Origin of the sequence: Bradyrhizobium sp. RDM12, assembly GCF_051917485.1 — a bacterium.
In the GTDB taxonomy this organism is placed as follows: Bacteria; Pseudomonadota; Alphaproteobacteria; order Rhizobiales; family Xanthobacteraceae; genus Bradyrhizobium.
Genome location: NZ_CM133064.1, coordinates 2,673,221 through 2,697,567, shown reverse-complemented (window position 1 = coordinate 2,697,567; position 24,347 = coordinate 2,673,221). Strand labels below are relative to the sequence as shown.

Annotated in this window: 18 protein-coding genes and 1 pseudogene; 11 read left to right on the top strand and 8 right to left on the bottom strand. The window is 64.6% G+C overall.

The window, feature by feature from the left end; genetic code table 11:
- Positions 1-34: 34 nt before the first annotated feature.
- Entirely contained in the window at positions 35-1,627 is a 1,593-nt protein-coding gene (locus ACTGJ9_RS13005; protein WP_456677362.1) for a hypothetical protein, read from the bottom strand.
- Between the two features lie 37 nt (positions 1,628-1,664).
- Positions 1,665-2,957 (bottom strand): adenylosuccinate synthase, encoded by a 1,293-nt coding sequence (locus ACTGJ9_RS13000; protein WP_456677361.1) that lies wholly within the window; start codon positions 2,955-2,957, stop codon positions 1,665-1,667.
- A gap of 440 nt (positions 2,958-3,397) precedes the next feature.
- Here ACTGJ9_RS13000 and ACTGJ9_RS12995 point away from each other — a divergent pair, with 440 nt between their 5' ends.
- From ACTGJ9_RS12995 to ACTGJ9_RS12985, 3 genes are all read left to right on the top strand, one after another.
- Positions 3,398-4,330, top strand: a complete 933-nt coding sequence (locus ACTGJ9_RS12995; RefSeq protein WP_456677360.1) for a DMT family transporter — start codon at positions 3,398-3,400, stop codon at positions 4,328-4,330.
- 408 nt (positions 4,331-4,738) lie between these two features.
- Positions 4,739-5,674 carry a DMT family transporter gene (locus tag ACTGJ9_RS12990; protein WP_456677359.1) on the top strand — a complete coding sequence of 312 codons (936 nt, stop codon included), beginning with the start codon at positions 4,739-4,741 and terminating at the stop codon, positions 5,672-5,674.
- Positions 5,675-5,892: 218 nt separating this feature from the next.
- Positions 5,893-7,290 (top strand): IS1380 family transposase, encoded by a 1,398-nt coding sequence (locus ACTGJ9_RS12985; RefSeq protein ID WP_456673068.1) that lies wholly within the window; start codon positions 5,893-5,895, stop codon positions 7,288-7,290.
- A 205-nt stretch (positions 7,291-7,495) separates the two neighbouring features.
- Here the strand turns inward: ACTGJ9_RS12985 and ACTGJ9_RS12980 are convergent, their stop codons facing one another.
- Complete coding sequence (locus ACTGJ9_RS12980; RefSeq protein WP_456677358.1) at positions 7,496-9,181, bottom strand: methyl-accepting chemotaxis protein; 1,686 nt, start codon at positions 9,179-9,181, stop codon at positions 7,496-7,498.
- A 261-nt stretch (positions 9,182-9,442) separates the two neighbouring features.
- Between ACTGJ9_RS12980 and ACTGJ9_RS12975 the strand changes: the two genes are divergently transcribed.
- The 4 genes from ACTGJ9_RS12975 (at position 9,443) to ACTGJ9_RS12960 (ending at position 13,909) form a co-directional block, all read left to right on the top strand.
- Complete coding sequence (locus ACTGJ9_RS12975; protein ID WP_456677357.1) at positions 9,443-10,486, top strand: C-terminal binding protein; 1,044 nt, start codon at positions 9,443-9,445, stop codon at positions 10,484-10,486.
- 88 nt (positions 10,487-10,574) lie between these two features.
- The gene (locus ACTGJ9_RS12970; RefSeq protein WP_456677356.1) at positions 10,575-11,918 is read left to right on the top strand and encodes an ABC transporter substrate-binding protein; all 1,344 of its coding nucleotides are present in this window, start codon (positions 10,575-10,577) and stop codon (positions 11,916-11,918) included.
- A 139-nt stretch (positions 11,919-12,057) separates the two neighbouring features.
- Positions 12,058-13,014 (top strand): carbohydrate ABC transporter permease, encoded by a 957-nt coding sequence (locus ACTGJ9_RS12965; protein ID WP_456677355.1) that lies wholly within the window; start codon positions 12,058-12,060, stop codon positions 13,012-13,014.
- A complete protein-coding gene (locus tag ACTGJ9_RS12960; protein ID WP_456677354.1) occupies positions 13,007-13,909 on the top strand; it encodes a carbohydrate ABC transporter permease in 903 nt (300 codons plus the stop codon). Before ACTGJ9_RS12965 ends, ACTGJ9_RS12960 begins: the two co-directional genes overlap by 8 nt.
- A 401-nt stretch (positions 13,910-14,310) precedes the next feature.
- On the opposite strand, the gene ACTGJ9_RS12955 is transcribed toward ACTGJ9_RS12960, so the two are convergent.
- A complete protein-coding gene (locus ACTGJ9_RS12955; RefSeq protein WP_456677353.1) occupies positions 14,311-14,961 on the bottom strand; it encodes a 3-oxoacid CoA-transferase subunit B in 651 nt (216 codons plus the stop codon).
- Positions 14,962-14,973: 12 nt separating this feature from the next.
- Positions 14,974-15,681 (bottom strand): CoA transferase subunit A, encoded by a 708-nt coding sequence (locus ACTGJ9_RS12950; RefSeq protein ID WP_045002771.1) that lies wholly within the window; start codon positions 15,679-15,681, stop codon positions 14,974-14,976.
- Between the two features lie 274 nt (positions 15,682-15,955).
- On the opposite strand from ACTGJ9_RS12950, the pseudogene ACTGJ9_RS12945 reads away from it, so the two are divergent.
- From ACTGJ9_RS12945 to ACTGJ9_RS12930, 4 genes and pseudogenes are all read left to right on the top strand, one after another.
- Positions 15,956-17,846: pseudogene (locus ACTGJ9_RS12945) on the top strand (AsmA family protein).
- Between the two features lie 195 nt (positions 17,847-18,041).
- Positions 18,042-19,427 carry an ABC transporter substrate-binding protein gene (locus ACTGJ9_RS12940; protein ID WP_456677352.1) on the top strand — a complete coding sequence of 462 codons (1,386 nt, stop codon included), beginning with the start codon at positions 18,042-18,044 and terminating at the stop codon, positions 19,425-19,427.
- Positions 19,428-19,600: 173 nt separating this feature from the next.
- The gene (locus tag ACTGJ9_RS12935; RefSeq protein ID WP_456677351.1) at positions 19,601-20,473 is read left to right on the top strand and encodes a carbohydrate ABC transporter permease; all 873 of its coding nucleotides are present in this window, start codon (positions 19,601-19,603) and stop codon (positions 20,471-20,473) included.
- Positions 20,470-21,321: a carbohydrate ABC transporter permease gene (locus tag ACTGJ9_RS12930; RefSeq protein ID WP_456677350.1), complete on the top strand. Its 852-nt coding sequence runs from the start codon at positions 20,470-20,472 to the stop codon at positions 21,319-21,321. The genes ACTGJ9_RS12935 and ACTGJ9_RS12930 overlap by 4 nt, the downstream gene beginning before the upstream one ends.
- Positions 21,322-21,423: 102 nt before the next feature.
- On the opposite strand, the gene ACTGJ9_RS12925 is transcribed toward ACTGJ9_RS12930, so the two are convergent.
- The 3 genes from ACTGJ9_RS12925 to ACTGJ9_RS12915 are packed head-to-tail and all read right to left on the bottom strand — an operon-like array spanning position 21,424 to position 24,315.
- Positions 21,424-22,236 (bottom strand): ABC transporter permease, encoded by an 813-nt coding sequence (locus ACTGJ9_RS12925; RefSeq protein WP_456677349.1) that lies wholly within the window; start codon positions 22,234-22,236, stop codon positions 21,424-21,426.
- A gap of 1 nt (position 22,237) precedes the next feature.
- Complete coding sequence (locus tag ACTGJ9_RS12920; protein ID WP_456677348.1) at positions 22,238-23,149, bottom strand: ABC transporter permease; 912 nt, start codon at positions 23,147-23,149, stop codon at positions 22,238-22,240.
- The gene (locus ACTGJ9_RS12915) at positions 23,146-24,315 is read right to left on the bottom strand and encodes an ABC transporter ATP-binding protein (RefSeq protein ID WP_456677347.1); all 1,170 of its coding nucleotides are present in this window, start codon (positions 24,313-24,315) and stop codon (positions 23,146-23,148) included. The genes ACTGJ9_RS12920 and ACTGJ9_RS12915 overlap by 4 nt, the downstream gene beginning before the upstream one ends.
- Between the last annotated feature and the right edge of the window lie 32 nt (positions 24,316-24,347).

The window sequence follows — 24,347 nt, the reverse complement described above, 5'->3', positions numbered from 1 at the left end:
CGAACCACGCAGGCCGAAGTCTCACGGAGTACTGCTAGTCGCCCCACTGCGCGAAGGCATCGTTGAAGGCGCGCTCGCCGGGGGCGCCTTTCTCGATGGCGATGATGGCGCGGCGCTGGTTGGCGTAAACCAGCGGCACGTCGAACCACGAGCGCTCCTTCAGGAGCTGGACGTTGCGGGAGCGGTCGGCGTCGACGTTGGAGAGGCCGACCAGGAAGAAGCCGTCGGTGACCTTGACCGCGAGGCCCGCGAGCGGCGTGCCGCGCGCCTGCTCGTTCGACTTCATCAGGATGCCCGGCACGTTGGAGACGCCGCCGCCCGGAAAATCCGGCGGCAGGATGAAGGTCAGCTCGGCCGTGTGGCTCGCCGGCAGCGACGAGTCGGTGTTGCGGCGGAACGACATCGTCATTTTGAACTTGCGGTCGGGGATCTCGATATCGGCGCGCACGGCGACGTCGGCCTTCTGGTTGCCCGACGCCTTGATCGGCTCGAGCCGCCACACCACCGAGCCGACATATTGCTTGCCCTTGGGGTCGGACGGATCCTCGTCGTAGAGCACGACCTTCTGCGCCACGGGCGCGGCCGGCTGGTCGCTCGCGGAGGGCTGGCCGACGCGATCCGGAATCTTCGGCTTGCTCTGCGGCTGCGCGACATCCTTCGGCGCCTCGACCACCTGGGTGGGCGAGGACTTGAGCATGTTGGTCGCGGTCTGCACCAGCGACTTGCCCCAGAGGATGCCGGCGCCGACCAGGATCAGCACGATGCCGATGGCGATCGCGCTCTTGAACGGAAAGATCGAGCCGGCGCGCCTCGGCTTCTTGGCGCCGCGATCGGCTGCGACGCGCGGACGCGGCGACGGCGGCTGCGGCGCGTAGCGCTCGGCCTCCTCCATCGATTCGTCATACGAATAGGGCGCGTCGCCTTCGGCGGCGCGGTTTTCCAGGCTCGGCTCGAGCCGGTCGAATTCCGGCGAGGGCGACGGCACGTTGGCGTAAGTGCGGCGCGCGGCGCGGTTGGCCTGCGCGGCGGCGCCGCCGAGATCATTGACGTCGGCGGTGATGTCGCGGAAGCCGCGTACGCCGGGGGCCGGCGGTGGCGGCGGTCCGCCATCCGGCGGGCGGCGCGGGGGCGAGCGATCACGCCCGGCCGGCGGCTCCGGCGCGGCCGGCTGGCGCGGCGCATCGAAACGCGGGGCGCGGGGCGGACGCGGCGCGTCGTTCTGGTCGTCGCCGCCAGGCGGCGGCCGATCGTTGCGCGGCGGCGGTGCTGCGGGACGGGCCCGCGGCGGCGCGGCCGATGAAGGGGATGCGGACGGGTTGTGGTCGGCCGCGCGGGTGCTGGCCCTTCGGAACGCATCGCCGCTGCCGCCCCCGCTGCGGGCGCCGCCACCGGGGCGCGACGCCTCGCGGGCACGCTGGGCGGCCTCCGATTCGACCTTGCGGACGGCCTCTTCCAGCGACAGCCGTTCGCGGGTGATCTCGGATTCGGAGAGCGGCGGCTGCACGCTGCGCAGCTGCGCGATCAGGGCCGTGCGCGCCCGCTCATAGAGCGCGCGCCGGCTTTCGCCGGGAGCGTTGGGGTCCAGGGCGGCAATAGCGCGGGCGATCAGCGGATAGTAATCAGCCATTTCAACTCAACTATACGCGCGTCCCGGTAAGAGATCGTTAAGCCTCAAACGGGTTTTGTACGAGGATAGTATCCTCGCGTTCAGGGCTGGTGGAAAGCAGTGCGACCGGGCACCCCACCAATTCCTCGATCCGGCGGACATATTTAATGGCCTGGGCGGGAAGATCGGCCCAGGACCGCGCGCCGGCGGTCGGCTCCTTCCAGCCCTCGATGGTCTCCCAGATCGGCTCGACCCGGGCCTGCGCGCCCTCGCCGGCCGGGAAATAATCGATCTCCTTGCCGTCGAGCTTGTAGCCGACGCAGACCTCGATCGAATCGAAGCCGTCGAGAATGTCGAGCTTGGTCAGCGCCAGCCCGTTGATGCCGCAGGTCCGCACGGTCTGGCGGACCAGCACGGCGTCGAACCAGCCGCAGCGGCGCTTGCGCCCGGTATTGACCCCGAACTCGCGGCCGCGACGGCCGATCTCCTCGCCGATCTCATTCAGCAGCTCGGTCGGGAACGGCCCCTGGCCGACGCGGGTCGTATAGGCCTTGCAGATGCCGAGCACATAGCCGACGCCGCCCGGACCGATGCCCGTTCCGGTCGCGGCCTGCGCCGCCACCGTGTTCGACGAGGTGACGTAGGGATAGGTGCCGTGATCGACGTCGAGCAGGGCACCTTGCGCGCCCTCGAACAGGATGCGCTTGCCCGCGCGCCGCTCGATATCGAGCAGGCGCCACACCGTTTCGGCATAGGGCAGCAGCTGCGGCGCCAGCGCGCTCAGCTCCTTCAGGATCTCGTTGCCGTCGAACTCCGGCAGGTTGAGGCCGCGACGCAAGGCGTTGTGGTGCGCAAGGAGCCGGTCGATCTTGTGCGGGAGCGTGTCGAGGTCGGCGAGGTCCATCAGGCGGATGGCGCGGCGGCCGACCTTGTCCTCATAGGCCGGGCCGATGCCGCGCCGGGTGGTGCCGATCGCGGTCGCCGCATTGGAGGACTCGCGCAAGGCGTCGAGCTCACGGTGCAGCGGCAGGATCAGGGTCACGTTCTCGGCGACGCGCAGATTGTCCGGGCTGACCGTGACGCCCTGTGACCGCAGCTTGGCGACCTCGTCGAGGAAGGCCTGCGGATCGAACACCACGCCGTTGCCGATCACCGCCAGTTTCGACGGGCGCAGCACGCCCGAAGGCAACAGCGCGAGCTTGTAGGTCTCGCCATTGATGACCAGCGTATGGCCGGCATTATGGCCGCCCTGGAAGCGCGCGACGATGTCCGCCTGCTCCGACAACCAGTCGACGATCTTGCCCTTTCCTTCGTCGCCCCACTGGGCGCCGACGACGACAACATTGGCCATTCGCGGGTAATCCTTCGAAGAATTTAGATCTCTATGGGTGCATGATCCAAACGGAAAACCGGTACCCACTTTTCCCGAGATCATGCCTGCGCCCAGCCCAATTCCCGGCCCGGAGCCGATCGTACGCGAGGCAGCCAACCGGATAAAGGAAGCAGCCTCTCTAGGCAAGCAAGAACGGGGCTTTTTGAGGACCCAACGCCCGATCCAAGCCTTTGATATCCCCGGAAAATCCGGAAACCTTCCAAGCCAATGCGCTCCCTTCGACCAAAGCGTGAGAGGCAGCCCCGCCCGCTGCATGGTGGCGATGCATCCGCCCCGTTGCTGCAACCTCGATTTCCGTGTCTTTGAACCGGGCCGGGTCTCGACCGGCCCGGACGTCGCCGGGCTGGTGGCCCTGGCGTTATCACTGGCGCACTCCACGCGGGGCCATAACAATCACAATGTCCGCCACCGGCCAGACCACCGGCGCCGAAACATCCGGCCAGCACCGGATCGCCAACCAGCCCTATCTCCTGCTCAGCATCACCGCGTTGTGCTGGGCCGGCAATGCGGTGGTGGGGCGGCTCGCCGCCGGCCATATCCCGCCGGTGACATTGTCCTTCCTGCGCTGGACCTTCGCCTTCCTGCTGGTGCTGCCGTTCGCCTGGAAGCATCTCGCCCGGGACTGGCCCGCGATCCGCAGCAAGCTCGGCCTGATGATCGTGCTGTCGATCACCGGGATCGGCGCCTTCAACACCCTGCAATATTGGGCGCTGGAGCATACCCAGGCGCTCAACACCCTGCTGCTGCAGTCGGCAGCGCCTTTGGTCGTGGCGCTGTGGTCGCTGGTCATCCTCGGCATCCGCCTCACCGCGGCGCAGGCCTTCGGCGTGGCTCTCTCGATGTGCGGCGTGCTGATCATCCTGCTGCATGGCGATATCACCACGCTGTCGAACATCGCCTTCAACAAGGGCGACCTGATCTTCATCGTCGCGCTGATCATCTTCGCGCTCTATTCGGTGCTGACCTTGAAGCGGCCGCCGATGCACGGCCTCTCGTTCCTTGCCTTCACCTTCGGCGCCGGCGCCGCCTGTCTCATTCCGCTCGAGATCTGGGAGCTGTCTGCGCGCCCCGTCATGAAGCTCGATGGACCGAACCTGCTGACCCTGTTCTATGTGTCGGTGTTTCCGTCGACGCTCGCCTATCTCTGCTTCAACCGCGGTGTCAGGCTGATCGGCGCCAATCGCGCAGCGCCATTCTTCCACGTCGTGCCGGTGTTCGGCTCGATCATGGCGATGGCGTTTTTGGGCGAGCACCCGCAGGCTTTCCACCTCATCGGTTTTGCCCTGGTGCTGTCGGGCGTATTCGTGGCGTCAAGGAAGCAGGCGGGCTAGTTCATCCGAGCGCGCTGCTGCCTTTGCCTCCCGTTGTGAAGCAGGGCAATCGCATATGGCGTTTGGGCACTCTGAGCGCGCACCTCGTCCTTCGAGATGACCGCTTCGCGGTCTCCTCAGGATGAGGCTAAGCGGCATCGGTCCCTGTTGAAACCGCTGACGCACACTCGGTCCTCATCCTGAGGGCCCGCCAACGGCGGGCGTCTCGAAGGATGGCCACAGTGAAATCGCCCCCATATGCGATTGCCCTGCGTTGTGAGAGGAGAGGGAAAGAGCGCCCACATATGAAGAATGCATCCAACATATTGACCGCCAATGGCGCCTCCTCGGATGTGCCTGCATTGTAGCATTGCGGCGGCGTGACTTGTGTCACGACAACGATCCGGCGCAAGCTCATTTTCAACGCCAATGACGATCGCTTCGCCCGGGCCACCTGCCTCGAGTCCGGCCAGCTGGCTCAACAACCAGCCTTACCTGCTGCTCAGCCTGAGCTCGCTGTTCTGGGCCGGAAACATCGTGCTCGCGCGCCATGTCGGCGCGCATGTGCCGCCGCTGACGGTGACGACGATCCGCTGGTTCGGCGTTTTCCTGATCCTGCTGCCGTTTTCTTGGCCGCATCTGAAGCGCGACTGGCCGGCCTTGCGCAAAAGCCTGCCGCTGATGCTGTTCCTGTCGCTGGTCGGCTTCGCCTTCAACAACGCGATCTCCTATTGGGCCCTGCAATATACCGAAGCGCTGAACGCGCTTCTGATCCAGTCGGCAGGTCCCCTGTTCGTGGCGCTGTGGTCGCTGGTGCTGTTCGGCGTGCGGCTGACGGCTGCGCAGCTCGCCGGCATCGCGATCTCGCTGGGCGGCGTGCTGATCATCATCCTGCGCGGCGACCTCGCGGCGCTGGCGAGCATCTCGTTCAACAGGGGCGACATCATGTTCGCCTCCTCGCTGGTGGCATTCGGGATCTATTCCGCCTTCATCCCGCGCCGGCCGAAGGTTCATCAGCTGTCGTTTCTGTCCTTCACCACCTGCTGCGGCGCCATGATGCTGCTGCCGACGGCGATCTGGGAGGTGTGGTCCGGCAATGTCATGCAATTCGACACCGTGACGCTACTGACGCTCGGCTACATACTGATCTTCCCCTCGACGCTCGCCTATCTGTTCTTCAACCGCGGCGTCGCGCTGATCGGGCCCAACCGCGCCGCGCCGTTCTTCCATCTAGTGCCGGTGTTCGGCTCGGCGATGGCGATCCTGCTGCTCGGTGAAAAGCTCCAGCCGTTTCACCTGATCGGCTATGCGCTGGTGCTCGCCGGCGTCGTCATCGCCTCACGCCAGGGCGCGGCGGTCAAGTAATTCCGCACCGCGGATGCACAACAAGTCTCGTGTCCCGGGCACAGCGCAGCACGCAGTGATGCGCTGCTGAACCGGGACCCAGTTTGCCGCGGCATGGGCCCCCGGCTCTGCAGCGCACCGCTAACCCGCATTTCTCACAGTGTTGAGGCGCATCGGGGCGCGAATCAGCGAAAGTTCTTTTGCGAGAAGGACTTCGCGGTGATTCAAGGAATGCCCCGATGCCGGCACAGTGTAGCGCAGAACGGTTTGATTTTGGAGAGGTGGAAGGCCGCATCGTGGAAGCGGCTTTTGATGGTGGCCTGGTGACGTCGGATGCGGGCGCGCTGCTGCTGGGCGCGTCTGATCGGGCGATTGATCTGGTGGGGCGCTTTGCCGATTGCTTTCGCGATCATCGCCGGGTGGACTTGATCGAGCACGCAGTCGGAACGTTGGTCGGACAGCGGGTCTTTGGCATCGCACTTGGCTACGAAGACATCAACGATCACGACGAGTTGCGGCACGACCCGCTGATGGCGGTGCTGGCGGGCAAGCTTGTTGCCAGGCGCGAGGACTGCGCACCGGTGGCCGGCAAGTCGACGCTGAACCGGCTGGAACTGGGCCGGGAGGAACCTTCGCGCTATCACAAGATCGCCTACGACGCGGCGGCGATCGAGGCGTTGCCGGTGACGCTGTTCCTGGAGGCGCACAAGCGACCGCCGCCGCAGATCATCCTCGATCTCGACGCCACCGACGATCCTCTGCACGGGCATCAGGAGGGGCGCTTCTTCCACGGCTATTACGACTGCTACTGCTATCTGCCGCTGTACGTGTTCTGCGGCCGGCATCTGCTGGCGGCCAAGCTGCGGCGCGCCGACATCGATGCCAGCGCAGGCAGTGTCGCGGAGATCGCGCGGATTGTCCGGCAAATCCGCGCCCGCTGGCCGTTCGTGCGCATCGTGCTGCGCGCCGACAGTGGCTTTGCGCGCGAGGCGCTGATGGCGTGGTGTGAGCAAAACCGCGTGGATTATCTGTTCGGGCTCGCCCGCAACACGCGCCTGGTCGCCATGATCGAGGAGGAGCTCGCCGCGGCGAGAGCCACAGCCGAGACGACCGGCCAACCGGCACGCCGCTTCAAGGACTTCCAATGGCGTACGCGCGACACCTGGAGCCAGGAGCGCCGCGTCGTCGCCAAGGCGGAGTGGACGCAAGGCGAGGCCAATCCGCGCTTCGTCGTCACCTCGCTCAAGCGCAGCGCGGCGGGCGTGCGGCAGCTCTATGAGGACATCTACTGCGCCCGCGGCGACATGGAGAACCGCATCAAGGAGTGCCAGCTCGATCTCTACGCCGACCGCACCTCGGCCGCCACCATGCGCGCCAACCAGCTGCGGCTGTGGTTCGCCTCGATGGCCTATGTGCTGATCTGTGCCCTGCGGCGCATCGGCCTTGCCGAAACCACCTTTGCGGACGCCACCTGCGGCACCATCCGCCTCAAGCTCCTCAAGATCGGCGCACTGGTGCGCATCAGCGTCCGCCGCATCAGGATCGCCATGGCCTCGGCCTGCCCAGCCGCTCAGCCGTGGGGACACGCGGCTCGTCGCCTGGCCGAAGCCGCCAAGGCTCGCGCCTCGCCGGCCTGACACGCGACGCTGCGACGCGCTCAATCGGCGGCATCACCAACAGGCCCAACGGAGACATTCAAAACCAAATCGCCGGCTGCGCCTTCAGCGCCACGGCTCCCCGTTGCCTTGCCAAATCCTCCTATCCTCCGTCGCTGAGCAATCGGTCGTGTGAGAAATGCGGGCTAAAGAAGCGCTGCGCTGCGTCCGGGGCACGAGACCTGTCTTACGCCGCGCGGACCTTGGCGAGGAAGCCGTCCACGGCGCTGCGCAGCGCGCCGGATTGGCTGTCGAGCTCGCGGGCGTTGGTGAGCACGTCGCTGGCCGCACTGCCGGTGGCTTCCGCGGCCGAGGTGACGCTGCCGATATTGGCGTTGATCTCGCTCGAGCCGGCCGCGACCGACTGGATGTTGCGGGCGATCTCGCGGGTGGCTTCGCCCTGTTGCTCGATCGAGGCCGAAATGCCTGCGGTGATCTCGCTCATCTCGGCGATGGTCTGGGTGATGCCGCCGATCGCCGCGACCGCATCGCTGGTCGAGGTCTGCATCGCCGCGACCTGCGCGGAGATTTCCTCGGTGGCCTTGGCGGTCTGGTTGGCCAGCGCCTTGACCTCGGAGGCGACGACGGCGAAGCCGCGGCCGGATTCACCGGCACGCGCCGCCTCGATGGTGGCGTTGAGCGCGAGCAGATTGGTCTGCGCCGCGATCGAATGAATGAGCTTGACCACCTCGCCGATCTTCTCGGCGCCGGTCGAGAGCTCCTGCACCGTGGCGTTGGTACGCTCGGCGTCGCTGACCGCGCGGCTCGCCACTTCGGTCGAGCGCGTCACCTGCCGGGAAATTTCCGTAACCGAGCTCGACAGCTCTTCGGCGGCGGCGGCGACCGTGCCGACATTGCCGGAGGCCTTCTGCGAGGCCGCACCGACCGTCGCCGCCCGCGACGAGGCGTGGCTGGCGGTCGCGGTCATCGACTGCGCGGTCGACTGCATGCCGGCCGCGGCCGAGGAGACCGAGCGGACGATGCCGTTGACGCTGCGTTCGAAGTCGTTGGCGATATTCTCCATCGCGCTGCGGCGTTCCGCCACGGCGCGCTCCTTGGCAGCAGCTTCGGTCTGCTCGAGGTCGCGGATGCGGACCGCGTTGTCCTTGAAAATCTGGACGGTCACAGCCATCGCACCGACCTCGTCGCCGCGGCCGACGCCGGGGATCTCACCCTCGAGCTTGCCGTCGGCGAGATCCTTCATGCGGGTGCCGAGCAGCGCCAGCGGACGGCTGATGCTGCGGCCGAGCAGCCAGGCGACGGCGCCGGCCACGATCACGATGGCGAGCATGGCGAGACCAAGCGACCAGAACACGGGGCTCATCTTGGCATCGATGTCGTCGAGATAGGCGCCGGTGCCGAGATACATATCGAAACCGGGGACCGCGACGGCGTAGCCAAGCTTGCGGATCAAGCCTTCCACGCCCGGCTTGGCATATTCATAGTGCAGCAGGATCGAGCCGTTGGCCTTGGCGCCGTTCATCAGCTCCCAGGAGAGCTTGCGGCCGTTGGTCTCGACCTCCATGCGGTTGGTGCCGATCTGCTTCGGATCGGGCGCGAGCTGGGTGATGCCGTCATACGACGTGCCGAACAGATAACCCGAGCCGTTGTCATAGGTCATCGCATTGCCGTAGCGGCGAAGCTCGGCCATGGCCGCGTCCTTCGTCAGCTCGCCGGCATCGACGCGCTTCTTCAGCGCGAGCGCATAATTGCGGCCCATCTCGACGATGGCTTTGGCCTGATCGATGCGCGCATTGACCATCTCGCGCTTCATCAAATAGCCGGCGAGAACTCCGGCCACGCAGAGGCCGAACAAGGTGACGCCGACAAGGATGCCAAGCTTGGGGGCGATCTTCAGATTGCTCAACTTCACGGGGTGGGCTCCGGGGAAAAAGGGATACGGGCGCTTGAGGGAATCGATCGAAATTGAATCAACTTTTAGTGCGAGACCCCTTAGCAAGTTACTTACATGCCTCCGTAGAAGCCCGGACGATGCCGGCCAAACCGGCAAATAATCCCGCCGGCGGCAACCCGGAATTGTACGCGACCGCGCCGATTTCGCGTAAAAGACGCAAAGGCCCGCCAAAGGATGCGGGTCGCAACAAGAACCGACAAACCAAATCGGGAGCAGGAAATGCCGAAATACAGGGTGGTGACGCCAAAGGGCGCGAGCTTCACGGTCGCCGGCAGCGACTATTCGTTAGAGCGCGAAGCGCTCGATCCGCTCGATGCCGAGATCGTCGAGGCGCCGGCCAACGAGGCGGAGTTCATCGCCGCCGCCAGGAATGCCGACGCGATTTACGCCAAGGGCATCCCGATCACCAAGACCATCATCGACGCGCTGGAGAGCTGCAAGGTCATCACGCTCGGCTCGGTCGGCGTCGACAGCGTCGACGTGAAGGCCGCGACCGCGCGCGGCATTCCCGTCACCAACATCCCCGACACCTTCATCGAAGAGGTCGCCGACCACGCCATGATGCTGCTGCTCGCCGGTTTCCGCCGCCTGGTCGAGCAGGACAAGATGGTGCGCACCGGCCGCTGGGCCGAGGGCCGTCCGGCGCTCTTGAAGGTTCCGCGGCTGATGGGCCAGACGCTCGGCTTCGTCTCGTTCGGCCGCGTCGCGCGTGCCGTTGCGAAGCGCGCCGCACCGTTCGGGCTCCGCATGATGGCCTACGATCCCTTCATCCAGGAAACGCTGATGTGGGATCATGGCGTCATCCCGGCGACGCTGAACGAGGTGCTGTCGCAATCCGACTTCGTCTCGATGCATGCGCCTGCCCGGCCCGAAGTGCATCACATGCTGACCGAGAAGCATTTTCGGCAGATGAAGAAGGGCTCGATCTTCATCAACACCGGGCGCGGTGCCACCGTGGACGAAGAGAGCCTGATCAAGGCGTTGCAGGAGGGCTGGATCGCGCATGCCGCCCTCGACGTGCTGGAGAAGGAACCGCCGTCGCACAACAACCCCATCCTCGGCATGGAGAACGTGACCCTGACCGCCCATGTCGCCTCGGCCTCGGCACGGTTCGACGAGGCGCGCAAGCGCCGGGTGGGCTACGAATTGTCACTGGTGCTTCAGGGCATGTGGCCGGTAAGCTGCGTGAACCCGTCGGTGCTGCAAGACACCGCGCTCCGCCGCTGGCAGCCCGTCAGCATGGACCGCGGCCCGAACAGCTAAGGCGGCCGGCGCAAAGCGCGCCGAAAGACCACAACGGCCCTTCACCGGCGATCAACGCCGGGAAGGGAGACATCATAGGGAGAAACTGATGAGGAACGACATCACGCGTCGTGATGCCTTGGCGCTGGGCCTGTCCGCTGCAACGGTCGCTGCCACTGGTGTTGCAGCGCACGCTCAATCCGCGATCAAGGCCGCCGACGTCCCCGCGCCGAAACTGCCGATCGAGAAGGGCGCAATGCTCCGCATGCTGCGGCCGGTGCGCTTCGTCCAGGCCGACGAAGACGTGTTCCGCGCCAATGCGGCCAAGTTCACCAAGGAAACCGGCGTCGAGGTCAAGGTCGATTTCGTCGGCTGGGAGGACATCAACCAGCAGACCGCGGTCACCGCCAATTCCGGCGCCGGCCCCGACATCATCATCGGCTTCTCCGATGCGCCGCACATCTATATCGACAAGCTGATCGAGCTGACCGACGTCGCCGACTATGCCGGCAAGCGTTACGGTGGCTGGCTGCCGCTGGCGCAGCGTTACGGCAAGAAGAACAAGAGCGACACCTGGATCGGCCTGCCGTTCGGCGCGACCGCGGGTCCGCTGATCTACCGCAAGTCGATCCTGCAATCGGTCGGCTTCGACAAGGTGCCGGAAGATCATGCCGGCATCCTCGACCTCTGCCAGAAGCTGCAGAAGGCCGGCAAGCCGGCCGGCTTCGCGCTCGGCAACGCCAAGGGCGACGGCAACGGCTTTGCGAGCTGGGCGCTGTGGTCACATAACGCGGCACTGCTGGACGAAGAGGGCAACGTTATCATCAACAGCAAGGAGACGATCGCCGCGCTGAACTGGGTCAAGCAGCTCTACCCGACCTTCATCGCCGGCACGACATCGTGGAACGACGTCAGCAACAACCGCGCCTATGCCGCGCAGGACATCGCGCTGACGGCCAACGGCGTCTCGCTGTACTTCTCGCTGAAGAACGACCCGGCGACCAAGGCAATCGCCGACGACAGCGAGCATCAGCTGCTGCCGAAGGGCGTGGCCAAGGTCTCGCCGATGGCTGGCCTGACTCTGAATGCCATGGTGTTCAAGCACAGCCAGTACCCCAACGCCGCAAAGGCCTTCCTGCAATTCATGCTGGAGAAGGACCAGTACGAGCCGTGGCTCAACGCCAATTCCGGTTACTGGGCGCAGCCGCTCGCAGCCTATGCCGAGGCCGCCGTGTGGTCGCAGGACCCCAAGGTGAAGCTGTTCAAGGACACCATGAACAGCACCTATTACGACGGCTATGCCGGCCCGATCTCGACGGCGACCGGTGCCGTCAGCGCCGACTACGTGCTGATCCAGATGTTCGCGTCGGTTGCGACCGGCGCGGCCACGCCGGAGGCCGCCGCCGCAGAAGCCGAGCAGCGCTGCAAGCGGTATTTCAGGCGGCAGAAGTAGCGGCCGACGGTAAAGCAACCGTCATTGCGAAGAGTGAAACGACGAAGCAATCCAGACTGCAACCGCGGAGACAGACTGGATTGCTTCGCTTCGCTCGCAATGACGAAGTGGTGACTCTTATAGACAGGACAACGACCCGATGTCCGTGACGACCCTCCCCTCGCCCGCACTGGTCCAGCGGCAACCGAACTGGCTGGTGCGCCTGTTCGACTACAAGCCGTTCCTGGTCGCCATGTGCCTCGCGCCCGCGATCGGGCTGCTCGGGGTATTCCTGACTTATCCGCTTGGGCTCGGCATCTGGCTCGCCTTCACCGACACCACGATCGGCCGCAAGGGCGAGTTCATAGGTATCGAGAACTTCCAGTACCTGCTCACCGATCCGCTGTGGTGGAACGCGGTATTCTACAGCGTGGTCTACACGGGCATCGCGACCTTCGGGAAGTTCGCGCTCGGGTTCTGGCTTGCGCTATTGCTCAACAACCATTTTCCGTTCAAGAGCCTGCTGCGCGCGATCATCCTGCTTCCCTGGATCGTGCCGACGGTGCTCTCCGCGCTGGCGTTCTGGTGGATCTACGATCCGCAGTTCTCGATCATTTCCTATCTGCTGGTGGACGTGCTGCATTGGCGCACGACCAACATCGACTTCCTCGGCTCGCCCTGGCCGGCGCGGTTCTCGCTTATCGCGGCCAACATCTGGCGCGGCATTCCGTTCGTCGCGATCTCGCTGCTGGCTGGCTTACAGACCATCTCGCCCTCGCTCTACGAAGCCGCCATGCTCGACGGCGCCAGCGCTTGGCAGCGCTTTCGCTACATCACCTTCCCGATGATGATGCCGATCCTCGCCATCGTCATGACGTTCTCGATCATCTTCACCTTCACCGACTTTCAGCTGGTCTACGCCATCACCCGCGGCGGACCGGGCAACTCGACGCATTTGCTGGCGACGCTCGCGTTCCAGCGCGGCATCGCCGGCGGCGAACTCGGCGAAGGTGCGGCCATCGCCGTGTCGATGATTCCGTTCCTGGTGTTCGCGACGCTGTTTTCCTATTTCGGCCTGGCGCGCCGCAAGTGGCAGCAGGGAGAGGCCAATGACTGACAGCGTTGCACAGCCGGCCGCCGTGGCCGACGCGAAAGCGGCGCCCGACACCATGGCCTGGGATACCGGGCTGCGCCGGCTGATGATGATCTATCTGCCGCTCGGCTGCTTCGTGCTGATCCTGCTGTTTCCGTTCTACTGGATGGCGATCACGTCATTCAAGCCGAACGCCGAGCTGATGAATTTCCGGGAGCACAATCCGTTCTGGATCACCTCGCCGACGTTGGCGCACATCAAGCACCTCTTGTTCGACACCGCCTATCCGCGCTGGCTGTGGACCACGATGCTGGTGGCGATCGGCGCGACCACGCTGTCGCTGATCGCCAGCACGCTGGCCGCCTATGCCATCGAGCGGCTGCGCTTCCGCGGCAGCCCCTATGTCGGCCTCGGCATCTATATGGCCTATCTGGTGCCGCCGTCGATCCTGTTCATCCCGCTTGCCACCGTCGTCGTGCAGTTCGGCCTGTTCGACTCGCCGCTGGCGCTGATCCTGGTCTATCCGACCTTCCTGGTGCCGTTCTGCACGTGGCTCCTGATCGGTTATTTCAAGTCGATCCCCTATGAGCTCGAGGAATGTGCGCTGGTCGATGGCGCGACGCGGCTGCAGATCCTGCGGCGGATCACGCTGCCGCTCGCGGTGCCCGGCCTGATCTCGGCCGGCATCTTCTCCTTCACGCTATCCTGGAACGAATTCATCTACGCGCTCGCCTTCATCCAGAGCGGCGCCAACAAGACCGTGCCGGTCGCGATCCTGACCGAGCTCGTCACCGGCGACGTCTATCAATGGGGCGCGCTGATGGCGGGGTCGCTGCTCGGCTCGCTGCCGGTCGCGATCTTCTACTCGCTGTTTGTGGATTACTACGTGTCTTCGCTCACCGGCGCGGTCAAGGAGTAGCCGAGCCTGCGGCGTTTGGCCGGGTTTCACAAAACTGCAATACGCGATCCCATAAGACGGCCTCCTCTAACAGGAGGCGCAGATGGGCGCGACTTCTTGAAGTCAAATCGGGCGCGCGAACATGCGAAAGCCCGGCGCGCCGATGATCGCCTCGAACGCCGGGTCGCGCCTCTCTTCGGCGAACACAAAGCCGGCCTTGGCATAGGCGCGGTCGGCCGGCTCGTTGCCAATCAGGAAGGATATCGTGGCGCGGCCGAAGCCGGCCGCCCTCCCCTTGCCAGCGCGGATTCGATCAGCGCCTGCACCAGGCCGCGGCCGCGATCAGGATGGTTTATACGATGAAGCCGGCGTCTTCGGGACGCGCTGTCCGTATCGTCATGCGCGCCCCAGCTGCGAAGACCTTACGTATTCTTCAACGCGACGCGAAACTCGGCTTCGGTCTTGGCCTTGACCTCGTCGAGCGTGACGCCTTCGGCGAGCTCGATCAGCGCCATGCCGCCGTCGCCGTGCTTGTCGATGGCGAAGACGGCGAGATCGGTGACGACCATGTCGACGACGCGCTCGCCGGTCAGCGGCAGATTGCACGTCTTCAGGAGCTTGGGGCCGTCCTTGGCGGAATGCTCCATCACCACGACGACGCGCTTGACGCCGGCGACGAGGTCCATCGCGCCGCCCATGCCCTTGACCATCTTGCCGGGGATCATCCAGTTGGCGAGATCGCCGTTCTGGGCGACCTGCATGGCGCCGAGGATCGACAGATCCATGTGGCCGCCGCGGATCATGCCGAAGGAATCCGCGCTCGAGAAATACGAGGTCGAGGGCAGCTCGCTCACGGTCTGCTTGCCGGCGTTGATGAGGTCAGCGTCCTCTTCGCCCTCATAGGGGAACGGGCCCATGCCGAGCATGCCGTTCTCGCTCTGGAGGCTGACGTCGACGCCATCGGGGATGTAGTTCGAGACCAGCGTCGGGATGCCAATGCCGAGATTGACGTAGTAGCCGTCGCGCAATTCCTTGGCGGCGCGCGCAGCCATCTGTTCACGGGTCCAGGCCATGTGACTCTCCTCCTAGGCGGCGGTGCGCGGGCGGGTGTTGCGGAATTCGATGCGCTTCTTGGCCGTGCCGACCTCGACGATGCGCTTCACGAAAATGCCGGGCGTGTGGATGTGGTCGGGGTTGAGTTCGCCGGCGGGAACCAGATGCTCGACCTCGGCCACCGTGACCTTGGCGGCGGTCGCCATCATCGGGTTAAAGTTGCGCGCGGTCTTGCGGTAGATCAGGTTGCCGGCGGTATCACCCTTCCAGGCGTGCACGATGGCGAGGTCGGCGAACAGCCCGCGCTCCATCAGATACTTCTCGCCGTCGAATTCCTTCACTTCCTTGCCTTCGGCGATCAGCGTGCCGACGCCGGTCTTGGTGTAGAAGGCCGGAATGCCGGCGCCGCCGGCGCGGATGCGCTCGGCCAGCGTGCCCTGCGGATTGAATTCGAGTTCCAGCTCGCCGGCGAGGAATTGCTGGGCGAACAGCTTGTTCTCGCCGACATAGGACGAGATCATCTTCTTGATCTGGCGGGTTTCCAGCAAGCGGCTGAGCCCGATGCCGTCGACGCCGGCATTGTTGGAGACGACGGTCAGACCCTTCACGCCGGAGTCGCGGATCGCGTCCGACAGCACCTCGGCGATGCCGCAGAGGCCGAAGCCACCCGACATGATCATCATGTTGTCCTTGAGAACGCCCTCAAGAGCCGACTTGGCGTCAGGATAGACCTTGTTCATGCAAAAACCCTCGACTGAAGCTGCGGCCTGCAGGCGTCGCGCCCTGATTGGCGGCGATTATTAGGCGAAATCCTCCGAAGCCGTCAATGATACGGGGTTCTCCGTTGCGAGAGCCGGTGCTAGAAGCTGCTCACGCCGTGGGCAGACCCGTCCGCGGCCTTGAAAGCGACAAGAAATCCCATCAAGTTGCGGGAGTTGGGCGTGGGGGCGCGCAGGTTTCCGGCCCCGCCCTTCCGGCTCCAGCGACCAACCCGATCAGGACATGCCATTGACCATGGCCCAAGGAATGAAGCGCCTCGGGACGCCGATCGCGGCGCTGCTCGGTGCGGCGCTGATCGCCCTGATCGCGACCTCCTGGCTCATCAACCGCGATGCGCTGCGCAAGGCAGTGGAAGCTCAGATCCGCGAGGTCACCGGGCTCGAGCTCAGCGTTGCCGGCGACATCGACATTTCTGTGCTGCCTGCGAGTTACATCTCCTTCCATGACGTCGGCCTGAAGGGCGGCGGCACCGCCGACCCCGCGCTCCATGTCGACGTGCTCACCGCCAATCTCAGGCTCTTGCCGCTCTTGCTGCAACGGTTCGAGATCGCCGACCTGACGCTGCTGCGGCCGCACATCCATGTCAGCTTGAAGCCGGACGGTGAGAGCAACTGGACACCCTTTCATCCAGACCATCGCACGGACGATGAAGCCCGGCGCCGAGAACCAGGTCTCGTTTTCCGAGATCAGGATCCAGGACGGCGTGCTCAACTACGAGGACGTCGCCACCAACGCCACCGAGAAGTTCGAGGATATCGACCTGTCGCTGGCCTGGCCCTCGATCTCGCGCTCCTTTGCCGCGACCGGACAGTTCGACTGGCGCGGCGAGCGCGTCGACGGCTCGATCAGCTTTGCCGACTTCGTCGCGGCGCTTTCGGGCGACCGCTCGGGCCTGAAGGCGCGGATCGCCAGCGCGCCGCTCAAGCTCGCCTTCGACGGCAGCGTCGCCAACCGCACCAGCCCGATGATGGAGGGTACGCTCACCATCGACAGCCCGTCCCTGCGCAACGCGTTGCGCTGGACCGGCCAGCCGCAGCCCGGCAGCGGCGGCTTCGGCCGCTTCGCACTGAAGGCGCGCGCCAATGTGGTCGGCGCCTCGATTGCGCTGACCAATGTCAATGTCGAACTCGACGGCAACACCGCCGAAGGCGTGATCACCTATGCAAATAACGGTCGGCAGACACTGCAGGCGACGCTCGCCGCCGACGCGCTGGACCTGACGCCCTATATCTCCACCTTCCGCCTGCTCGCGAGCGGCGCGCGCGACTGGAACAGGCAGCTGTTCGATCTTAATGCCCTCTCGACCACCGACCTCGATATGCGTCTGTCGGCCGCCAAGCTGACGGTCGGCGCCTCGAAGCTCGGGCGCACCGCGATCGGTGCAAACTTGCGCAATGGCACGCTGGCGCTCTCGGTCGGCGAGGCCCAGGTCTATGGCGGAATCGCCAAGGGCTCGTTCGGCATCTCGCGCTCCGACACGGTCGCCGACATCAAGGCGCAATTCCAGTTCACCGACGTCGACCTCAAGGCCTGCGCCTCCGAACTGTTCGGCGTCAGCAAGCTGTCCGGCCGCGGCAATATCAACGTGTCGCTGCTCGCTTCCGGCTCGAGCCCGTTCGGGCTGGTGCAGTCGCTCGACGGCACCGCCACCGTCACCGGCCACGACGGCGCGATCGCAGGCTTCAATGCCGAGCAACTCTTGAAGCGGCTCGAGCGCCGGCCATTGTCCGGCGGCGGCAATTTCCGCAACGGCTCGACGCCTTACGACAATCTGACAATTGCAGTGAAATTCGCCGACGGGATAGCCACCGCCGAAGACATCCGTATCGAAGGGCCGGCTGCGAAGATCACCCTGACCGGCACCGCATCGGTGCCGACGCGCGAATACGACATGAAGGGCGTGGCGAGCCTCAACACGACGTCCGGCTTTCAACTGCCGTTCATGGTGCAAGGTCCCTGGGACGATCCGCTGATCTTCCCCGATCCCGAGGCCCTGATCCGCCATTCGCCTGCGGCGTCTCCTTTCCTCGACCTGTTGAAGCAGCGCATCACCGGCGGAAAGCGACAGGCGCCGGAGGGATCGCCGACGGCGGAGAACGCCAAAGAAGGCGCGAAATCCAACTAAGGATGGCGTCCGCCGATCACGCGAATTGATCGGGGCGAATTGATGCGGCGATCGCATCGATGCGCGCGTTAAGCATCTCCGAGAGCCCGACACCCCTCGACCTAGGTCTGACAACATGCCGCTAGATCGGATAGCGGCCATGCGCTAGTGTTTTATCCGACCGGTTAAAACACCGGCGGCTTGAGGGAGAAAAACGTGAAATTCAAGGTTATTGGCGCAGTATCACTGGCGGTCGCTGCGGCCGGGCTGTTTGCAGCGGCTGCACCCGCATTTGCGCAGCAAAAGACGATCACGGTCTGGTGGAGCAAGGGCTTTTATCGCTCCGAAGACGACGCGCTGATCGACACGATCAAGAAGTTCGAAGCCAAGACCGGCATCAAGGTCGAATTGTCCCAGTACGCGATCCAGGACATGATTCCGAAGACGGTCGCCGCACTCGACGCCGGCACCGTGCCGGATGTCGCCTATTCCGATTCCTATGACGTGCAGGCGCAGGGCAAGTGGGCCTATGAGGGCAAGCTCGAGGACCTGACCGATGTCATGGAGCCGATCAAGGACCGGTTCGTGCAGAACACGCTGGACGCTTCGATCCTCTATAACGACGTCACCAAGAAGAAGGCCTATTACGGCTTCCCGCTGAAGCAGCAGAGCATGCATGTCGAGATCTGGAGCGACATGCTTGAGAAGGCTGGCTTCAAGTTGAGCGACATCCCGACCGACTGGGCGGGCTATTGGACGTTCTGGTGCGACAAGGTGCAGCCGGGGATCCGCAAGGCCACCGGCCAGCGCATCTACGGCGTCGGGCAGCCCATGGGCGTGGAATCCACCGACGCCTTCCAGTCGTTCTACACCTTCATGGACGCCTACCACGTCAAGCTGGTCGACGATGACGGCAAGCTCCTGGTCGACGATCCCAAGGTGCGCGACGGCTTGATCCACGCGCTGAAGGACTACACCGACACCTACATCAAGGGCTGCACCCCGCCCTCCTCCACGACCTGGAAGGATCCGGACAACAACGTCGCCTTCCACAACAAGACCATCGTGATGACCCACAATTTCACGATCTCGATCGCGGCCAAGTGGTTCGAGGATTCGCAGAACCAGGCGCTCACGCAAGAGCAGCGCGATGCCGGCAAGAAGGCCTATGAGCAGGACATCGTCACCGCGTCCTTCCCGAAGGCACCGGATGGTTCGACCATCCGCTACCGCTCCGACGTCAAGACCGGGCTGATCTTCACCGCGGCCAAGAACAAGCCCGAGGCCAAGCAGTTCATCAGCTTCCTGCTCCAGGAGGAGAACGTCCGTCCCTACATCGAGGGCGCGCTCGGCCGCTGGTTCCCGGTGACCAAGGAAAGCCAGGCCAGCCCGTTCTGGCAGGCCGACAAGCATCGCAAGGCGGTCTATAACCAGTTCACCGGCGGCACCGCGCCGTTCGACTTCACCAAGAACTGGAAGTTCACGATCCTCAACAACGAGAACGTCTGGGCCAAGGCGATGAACCGGGTGGTGAGCGAGAAGGTCCCGGTCGACAAGGCGGTCGACGAACTGATCGCTCGCATCAAGCAGGTTGTAGGTTAAGTTCGATCCCCTCCCTCTCCCCGTTCTTGCGGGGAGCGGGTTGGGGTGAGGGCTCTATCCGCGAGCCGTGCTTGCGGTGAGTCCTGTACTCCCTCACCCGGATCGCTCGAGGGCGATCCGACCTCTCCCCGCAAGCGGGGAGAGGTTCAAGGTTTAAGAAGAGTCCTGGAAGAATGGCGATCACGCTCTCTGGCGATCAGTCGATCCCCGCCCCGCCCCTGTCGCCGCGGCTGACCCCGGCGCAGGTCTGGGGCATCGCGCTGCTTGCGCCCTATCTGCTGGTTTTCCTCGCCTTCGTGGTCTATCCCGTCGGCTACGGGCTGTGGCTGGCGCGGGCCCCGTCGAACTATGTCGCGCTGTATAATGACCCGATTTTCGCGCGCGCCGCGGTCAACACGCTGATCTTCCTGGTCATCGGCATCAACATCAAGATGCTGATCGCGCTATTCCTGTCCGGCTTCTTCGCCCAGCAGCGCACCTGGATCAAATGGCTCTCGGTGATCTTCATCCTGCCCTGGGCGGTGCCGTCGATCCCGACCATCCTGTCGGTGCGCTTCATGTTCAACCCCGAATGGGGCGTGATCAACCACCTCATTTTCTCTTTCACCGGCGATGACGGCCCCAACTGGCTGAACGACCCGACCGTGGCGCTGACCATGGCAATCGGCGTGCACATCTGGAAATCGCTGCCGTTCTGGACCCTGATCCTGATCACCGGGCGCCTTGCGATCGCGCAGGACCTGTTCGAAGCCGCCGAAGTCGATGGCGCCAGCTGGTGGCAGAAATTCCGCTTCATCACCTGGCCGTCGATGCAGACGCTCTACATCACCTGCACGCTGCTCTCGATGATCTGGACGCTCGGCGATTTCAACAGCGTCTATCTGCTCACCGGCGGCGGCCCGGCCGACCTCACCCACGTGCTGGCGACGCTCGGCATTCGCTATCTCCGGCTCGACCAGCTCTCGCTCGCAATGGCCTCTATCGTCTGCGCGATGCCGTTCGTCCTGCCGCTCGTGTATTTCATGATGAAACGGTTGTCGCGATGAAGCTTCCCTCTCTCCGTGACGTCGCGACGGAAGCGCGGCTGCTCCTGATCGGCATTCCCGTCTTCCTGTGGACGATGATCCCGATCTATCACATGTTCCTGTTCGCGATCTCTCCGAAAGAGGACGCGTTCTCGGGCAAGCTGTGGCCGGACCATCCGACGCTCCACAACTTCGAAATCGTGTTCAAGCAGCAGCATTATTTTCTGCGCGACTTCTACGCGCAGTTCTGGAATTCGACGCTGATCGCGGCTGCCGTCGGCGTGCTGACGCTGTTCATCGCCACCGCCGCGGCGTTCTCGATTTCGCGGCTGAAGGTGCCGGGCGGACGCATGGTGTTGAACCTCGCGCTGTTCACCTATTTCATCCCCGCGGCGTTCCTCGCGGTTCCGATGTACCGCACCATGGGCAATTACGGCCTGCTCAACAATCACTGGGCGCTGATCCTGGCGATGGTGACGATCGCAAGCCCCTACGCGATCTGGGTGCTGAAGCAGGCCTCCGACAAGCTGCCGGTCGAGCTGGACGAAGCCGCGGTGATGGACGGCGCGACGACGCTGCAGATATTCCGCCTCGTCTATCTGCCGCTGATGATGCCTTCGCTGGTCGCGATCGGTACCTATGCGGTGCTGCTCGCGTGGAACGAATATCTCTACGCGTTCCTGCTGCTCTCGAATGATCGCGACATCACGCTTCCCGTCGCACTCGGCAATTTCCTCGCCGCCGACGACTCGCCCTGGGAGCTGCTGATGACCACCGGCTTCATCTACGCGCTGCCGCCGGCCGCGGTCTATTACGCCTTCCGCCGCTACATGGTGGGCGGGCTGACAGCGGGCGCCGTGAAGTCGTAAATAGCGTTCGTCATTGCGAGCGGAGCGAGTCAATCCAGACTACCTCTGCAGAGACAGACTGGATTGCTTGGTCGCAAGAGCTCCTCGCAATGACAGCGCGGGCTACAGCGGCGCCGCGCTCTCGCCCTGCGAGCTCGACAGCTTTGAGGCGAGCGAGGCGATGACGATCACGACCGCGATCAGGGCGATCACCAGCGTGCAGATCGCATTGATCTCGGGCTTCACGCCCAGCCGCACCTCGGAATAGATCCGGATCGGCAGCGTCGCGGAGCCCGGCCCGGTGGTGAAGCTCGCGATCACGAGATCGTCGAGCGACAGCGTGAAGGCGAGCATCCATCCGGCGACGATCGCCGGCGCGATCAGCGGCAGCGTCACCGACAGGAAGGCGCGGACGGGGGCACAGCCGAGATCCATCGCCGCTTCCTCCAGCGAGCGGTCGAGCGAGCCGAGGCGCGACTGCACGACGACGGCGACGAAGCACATCGTCAGCGTGGTGTGGGCGATCGTCACCGTCCAGAAGCCGCGCTCGGCGTTCAGCGCGACGAACAGCAGCAGCAGCGACAGTCCCGTAATCACCTCCGGCATCACCAGAGGCGCATAGAGCATCCCGGAGAACAGCGTACGTCCGCGAAAACGCTCGCCGCGCGAAAGCGCCACCGCGGCCAGCGTACCGATCAGCGTGGCGATGGTCGCGGACGCAACCGCGACCCGCAGGCTCATCCAGGACGCCTCGATCATGGCCCGGTCGCCAAAGAACTCGTGATACCAGTGCAGCGACCAGCCGCCCCACACCGTCACCAGCCGCGAGGCGTTGAAGGAATAGATGACGAGAATGAGGATAGGCAGGTAGAGGAAGGCGAGCCCGAGCGCGAGCGAGGCGATATTGAAGCGGGACAGGCGGCCGAGTTTACGCATCTCACCGCTGCTCCAACTGCCGCCGCTGCAGCCGCTCATAGAGCAGAAGCGGCAGCAGCAGCACGGCCAGCAGCACGATCGCCGCGCTCGAGGCAACCGGCCAATCCTTGTTGGTGAAGAATTCGAGCCATAGCGTCTGGCCGATCATCAGCGAGTTGGAGCCCGCGAGAAGATCCGGGATCACGAACTCGCCGACGATCGGGATGAAGCACAAGAGCACGCCGGCGCCGACACCCGGCAGCGACAACGGGAAGGTGACGAGCCAGAACACCTGCCACGGCGGCGCGCCGAGATCACTGGCCGCCTCCTCCAGCGCCGGCTCCATCTTTGCGAGTGTTGCGTAGAGCGGCAGGATCATGAACGGCAGATAGGAATAGACGATGCCGATATACATTGCGGTGTCGGTGGACAGCCACACCACCGGCTGACTGACCAGATGCAGCGCCAGCAGGACCTGATTGAGCAGGCCGTCGTGCTGGAGGATGTTGATCCAGGCATAGACGCGGATCAGGAACGAGGTCCAGAACGGCACGATCACCAGCACCATCGCCACCGCCTGCCAACGCTTCGGCAGCCGCGCCATGCCGTACGCGATGGGATAGCCGATCAGCAGCAGCAACGCCGTCGCCGTCACTGCAACGGTGAGGCTGCGCAGATAGGCGAACACATAAAGATCGTCGGAGGCGATCAGCCGGAAATTGTCGAGTCCCAGCGCGGCAAAGGCCGCCCGGATCGCTGTCCACCCGGCCGTCAGGTCGAACACCGGCTCGTAAGGCGGCTGCGCGATTGCCGTCTGCGACAGGCTGATCTTCAGCACGAAGCCGAACGGCACCAGGAAGAACAGCACCATCCAGACATAGGGCGCGATCGCGGCGAAGCGCGCCGGCCGCGCGAAAATCCGGCGCGCGCTCATGACGACAACACCAGGCAGTCGTCAGGCGAGAACCAGGCGACGATTTGCTGGTTCAGGCTATAGGCATCGACATCGAGGCGCGCGCTGTTGGCGACGGACGCCTGCACCATGCCGCCGGCATCGAGCTTCACCTTGTAGGTGGTGGTGCCGCCGAGATAGCAGATGTCGGCGATCACGCCGTCCAGCCGGTTGATCGCGGTTTCACGGCCGGCCTCGCTGAGGGGACCACGACGCGACAGCTTGACCTTTTCGGGGCGGATCGCGACCGAAAACCTGCTCTCGCCGACGGGCTGGCGCGGCTCGGCCACCACCAGCGTGCCCGCATCGCGGGTGCCAATGACCAGGCGATGACCGTCGCGCAATTTGGACTCGGCCTCGAACAGATTGATGTCGCCGACGAACTCCGCGATCCAGCGCGATCGCGGTGCCTCATAGAGTTCGCGGGGGCCGGCGACCTGGGCGAGCTTGCCGGCGTTCATCACGCCGATTCTATCAGCCATCGTCATCGCCTCTTCCTGGTCGTGGGTGACGATAATGAAGGTCATGCCGAGCCGGCGCTGCAGCTCCATCAGCTCGCCTTGCGTGCTTTCGCGCAACTTCTTGTCGAGAGCCGCGAGCGGCTCGTCGAGCAGCAACAATTGTGGCCGCCGCGCCAGCGCGCGGGCCAGCGCGACACGCTGCCGCTGGCCGCCGGAGAGCTGGTCGGGCTTGCGCTTCTCCAGCCCGTCGAGCTTCACCAGCGCAACCATCTCGGCGACGCGCATTGCGATGTCGGCGCGTGCCATGCCGGCGCGCTTGAGGCCAAAGGCGATGTTGTCGCGCACCGACAGGTGCGGAAACAGCGCGTAGTTCTGGAACATCATGTTGATCGGGCGCTGATGCGGCAGCGCCTGCGCGATGTCCTTGCCTCCGAGCAGGATGCGTCCCTCGTCCGGCGCCTCGAAGCCCGCAAGCATGCGCAGCAGCGTGGTCTTGCCGCAACCACTGGGGCCAAGCAGCGCAAAGAACTCACCGGCCTTGATCTCCAGTGATACGCCGTCGACCGCACGGAACGTTCCGAACGTCTTGGCCACACCCTCGATGCGCAGCAGCGGTTCGCCCGCGCGCGGATGCGCATCTCCAGCCGCATGGGCCGCGGCGTCTGTCCTGGGCAACTCGTCAGTCATATTCCCTGCCAACCCCGATGCCGCCGCACGCT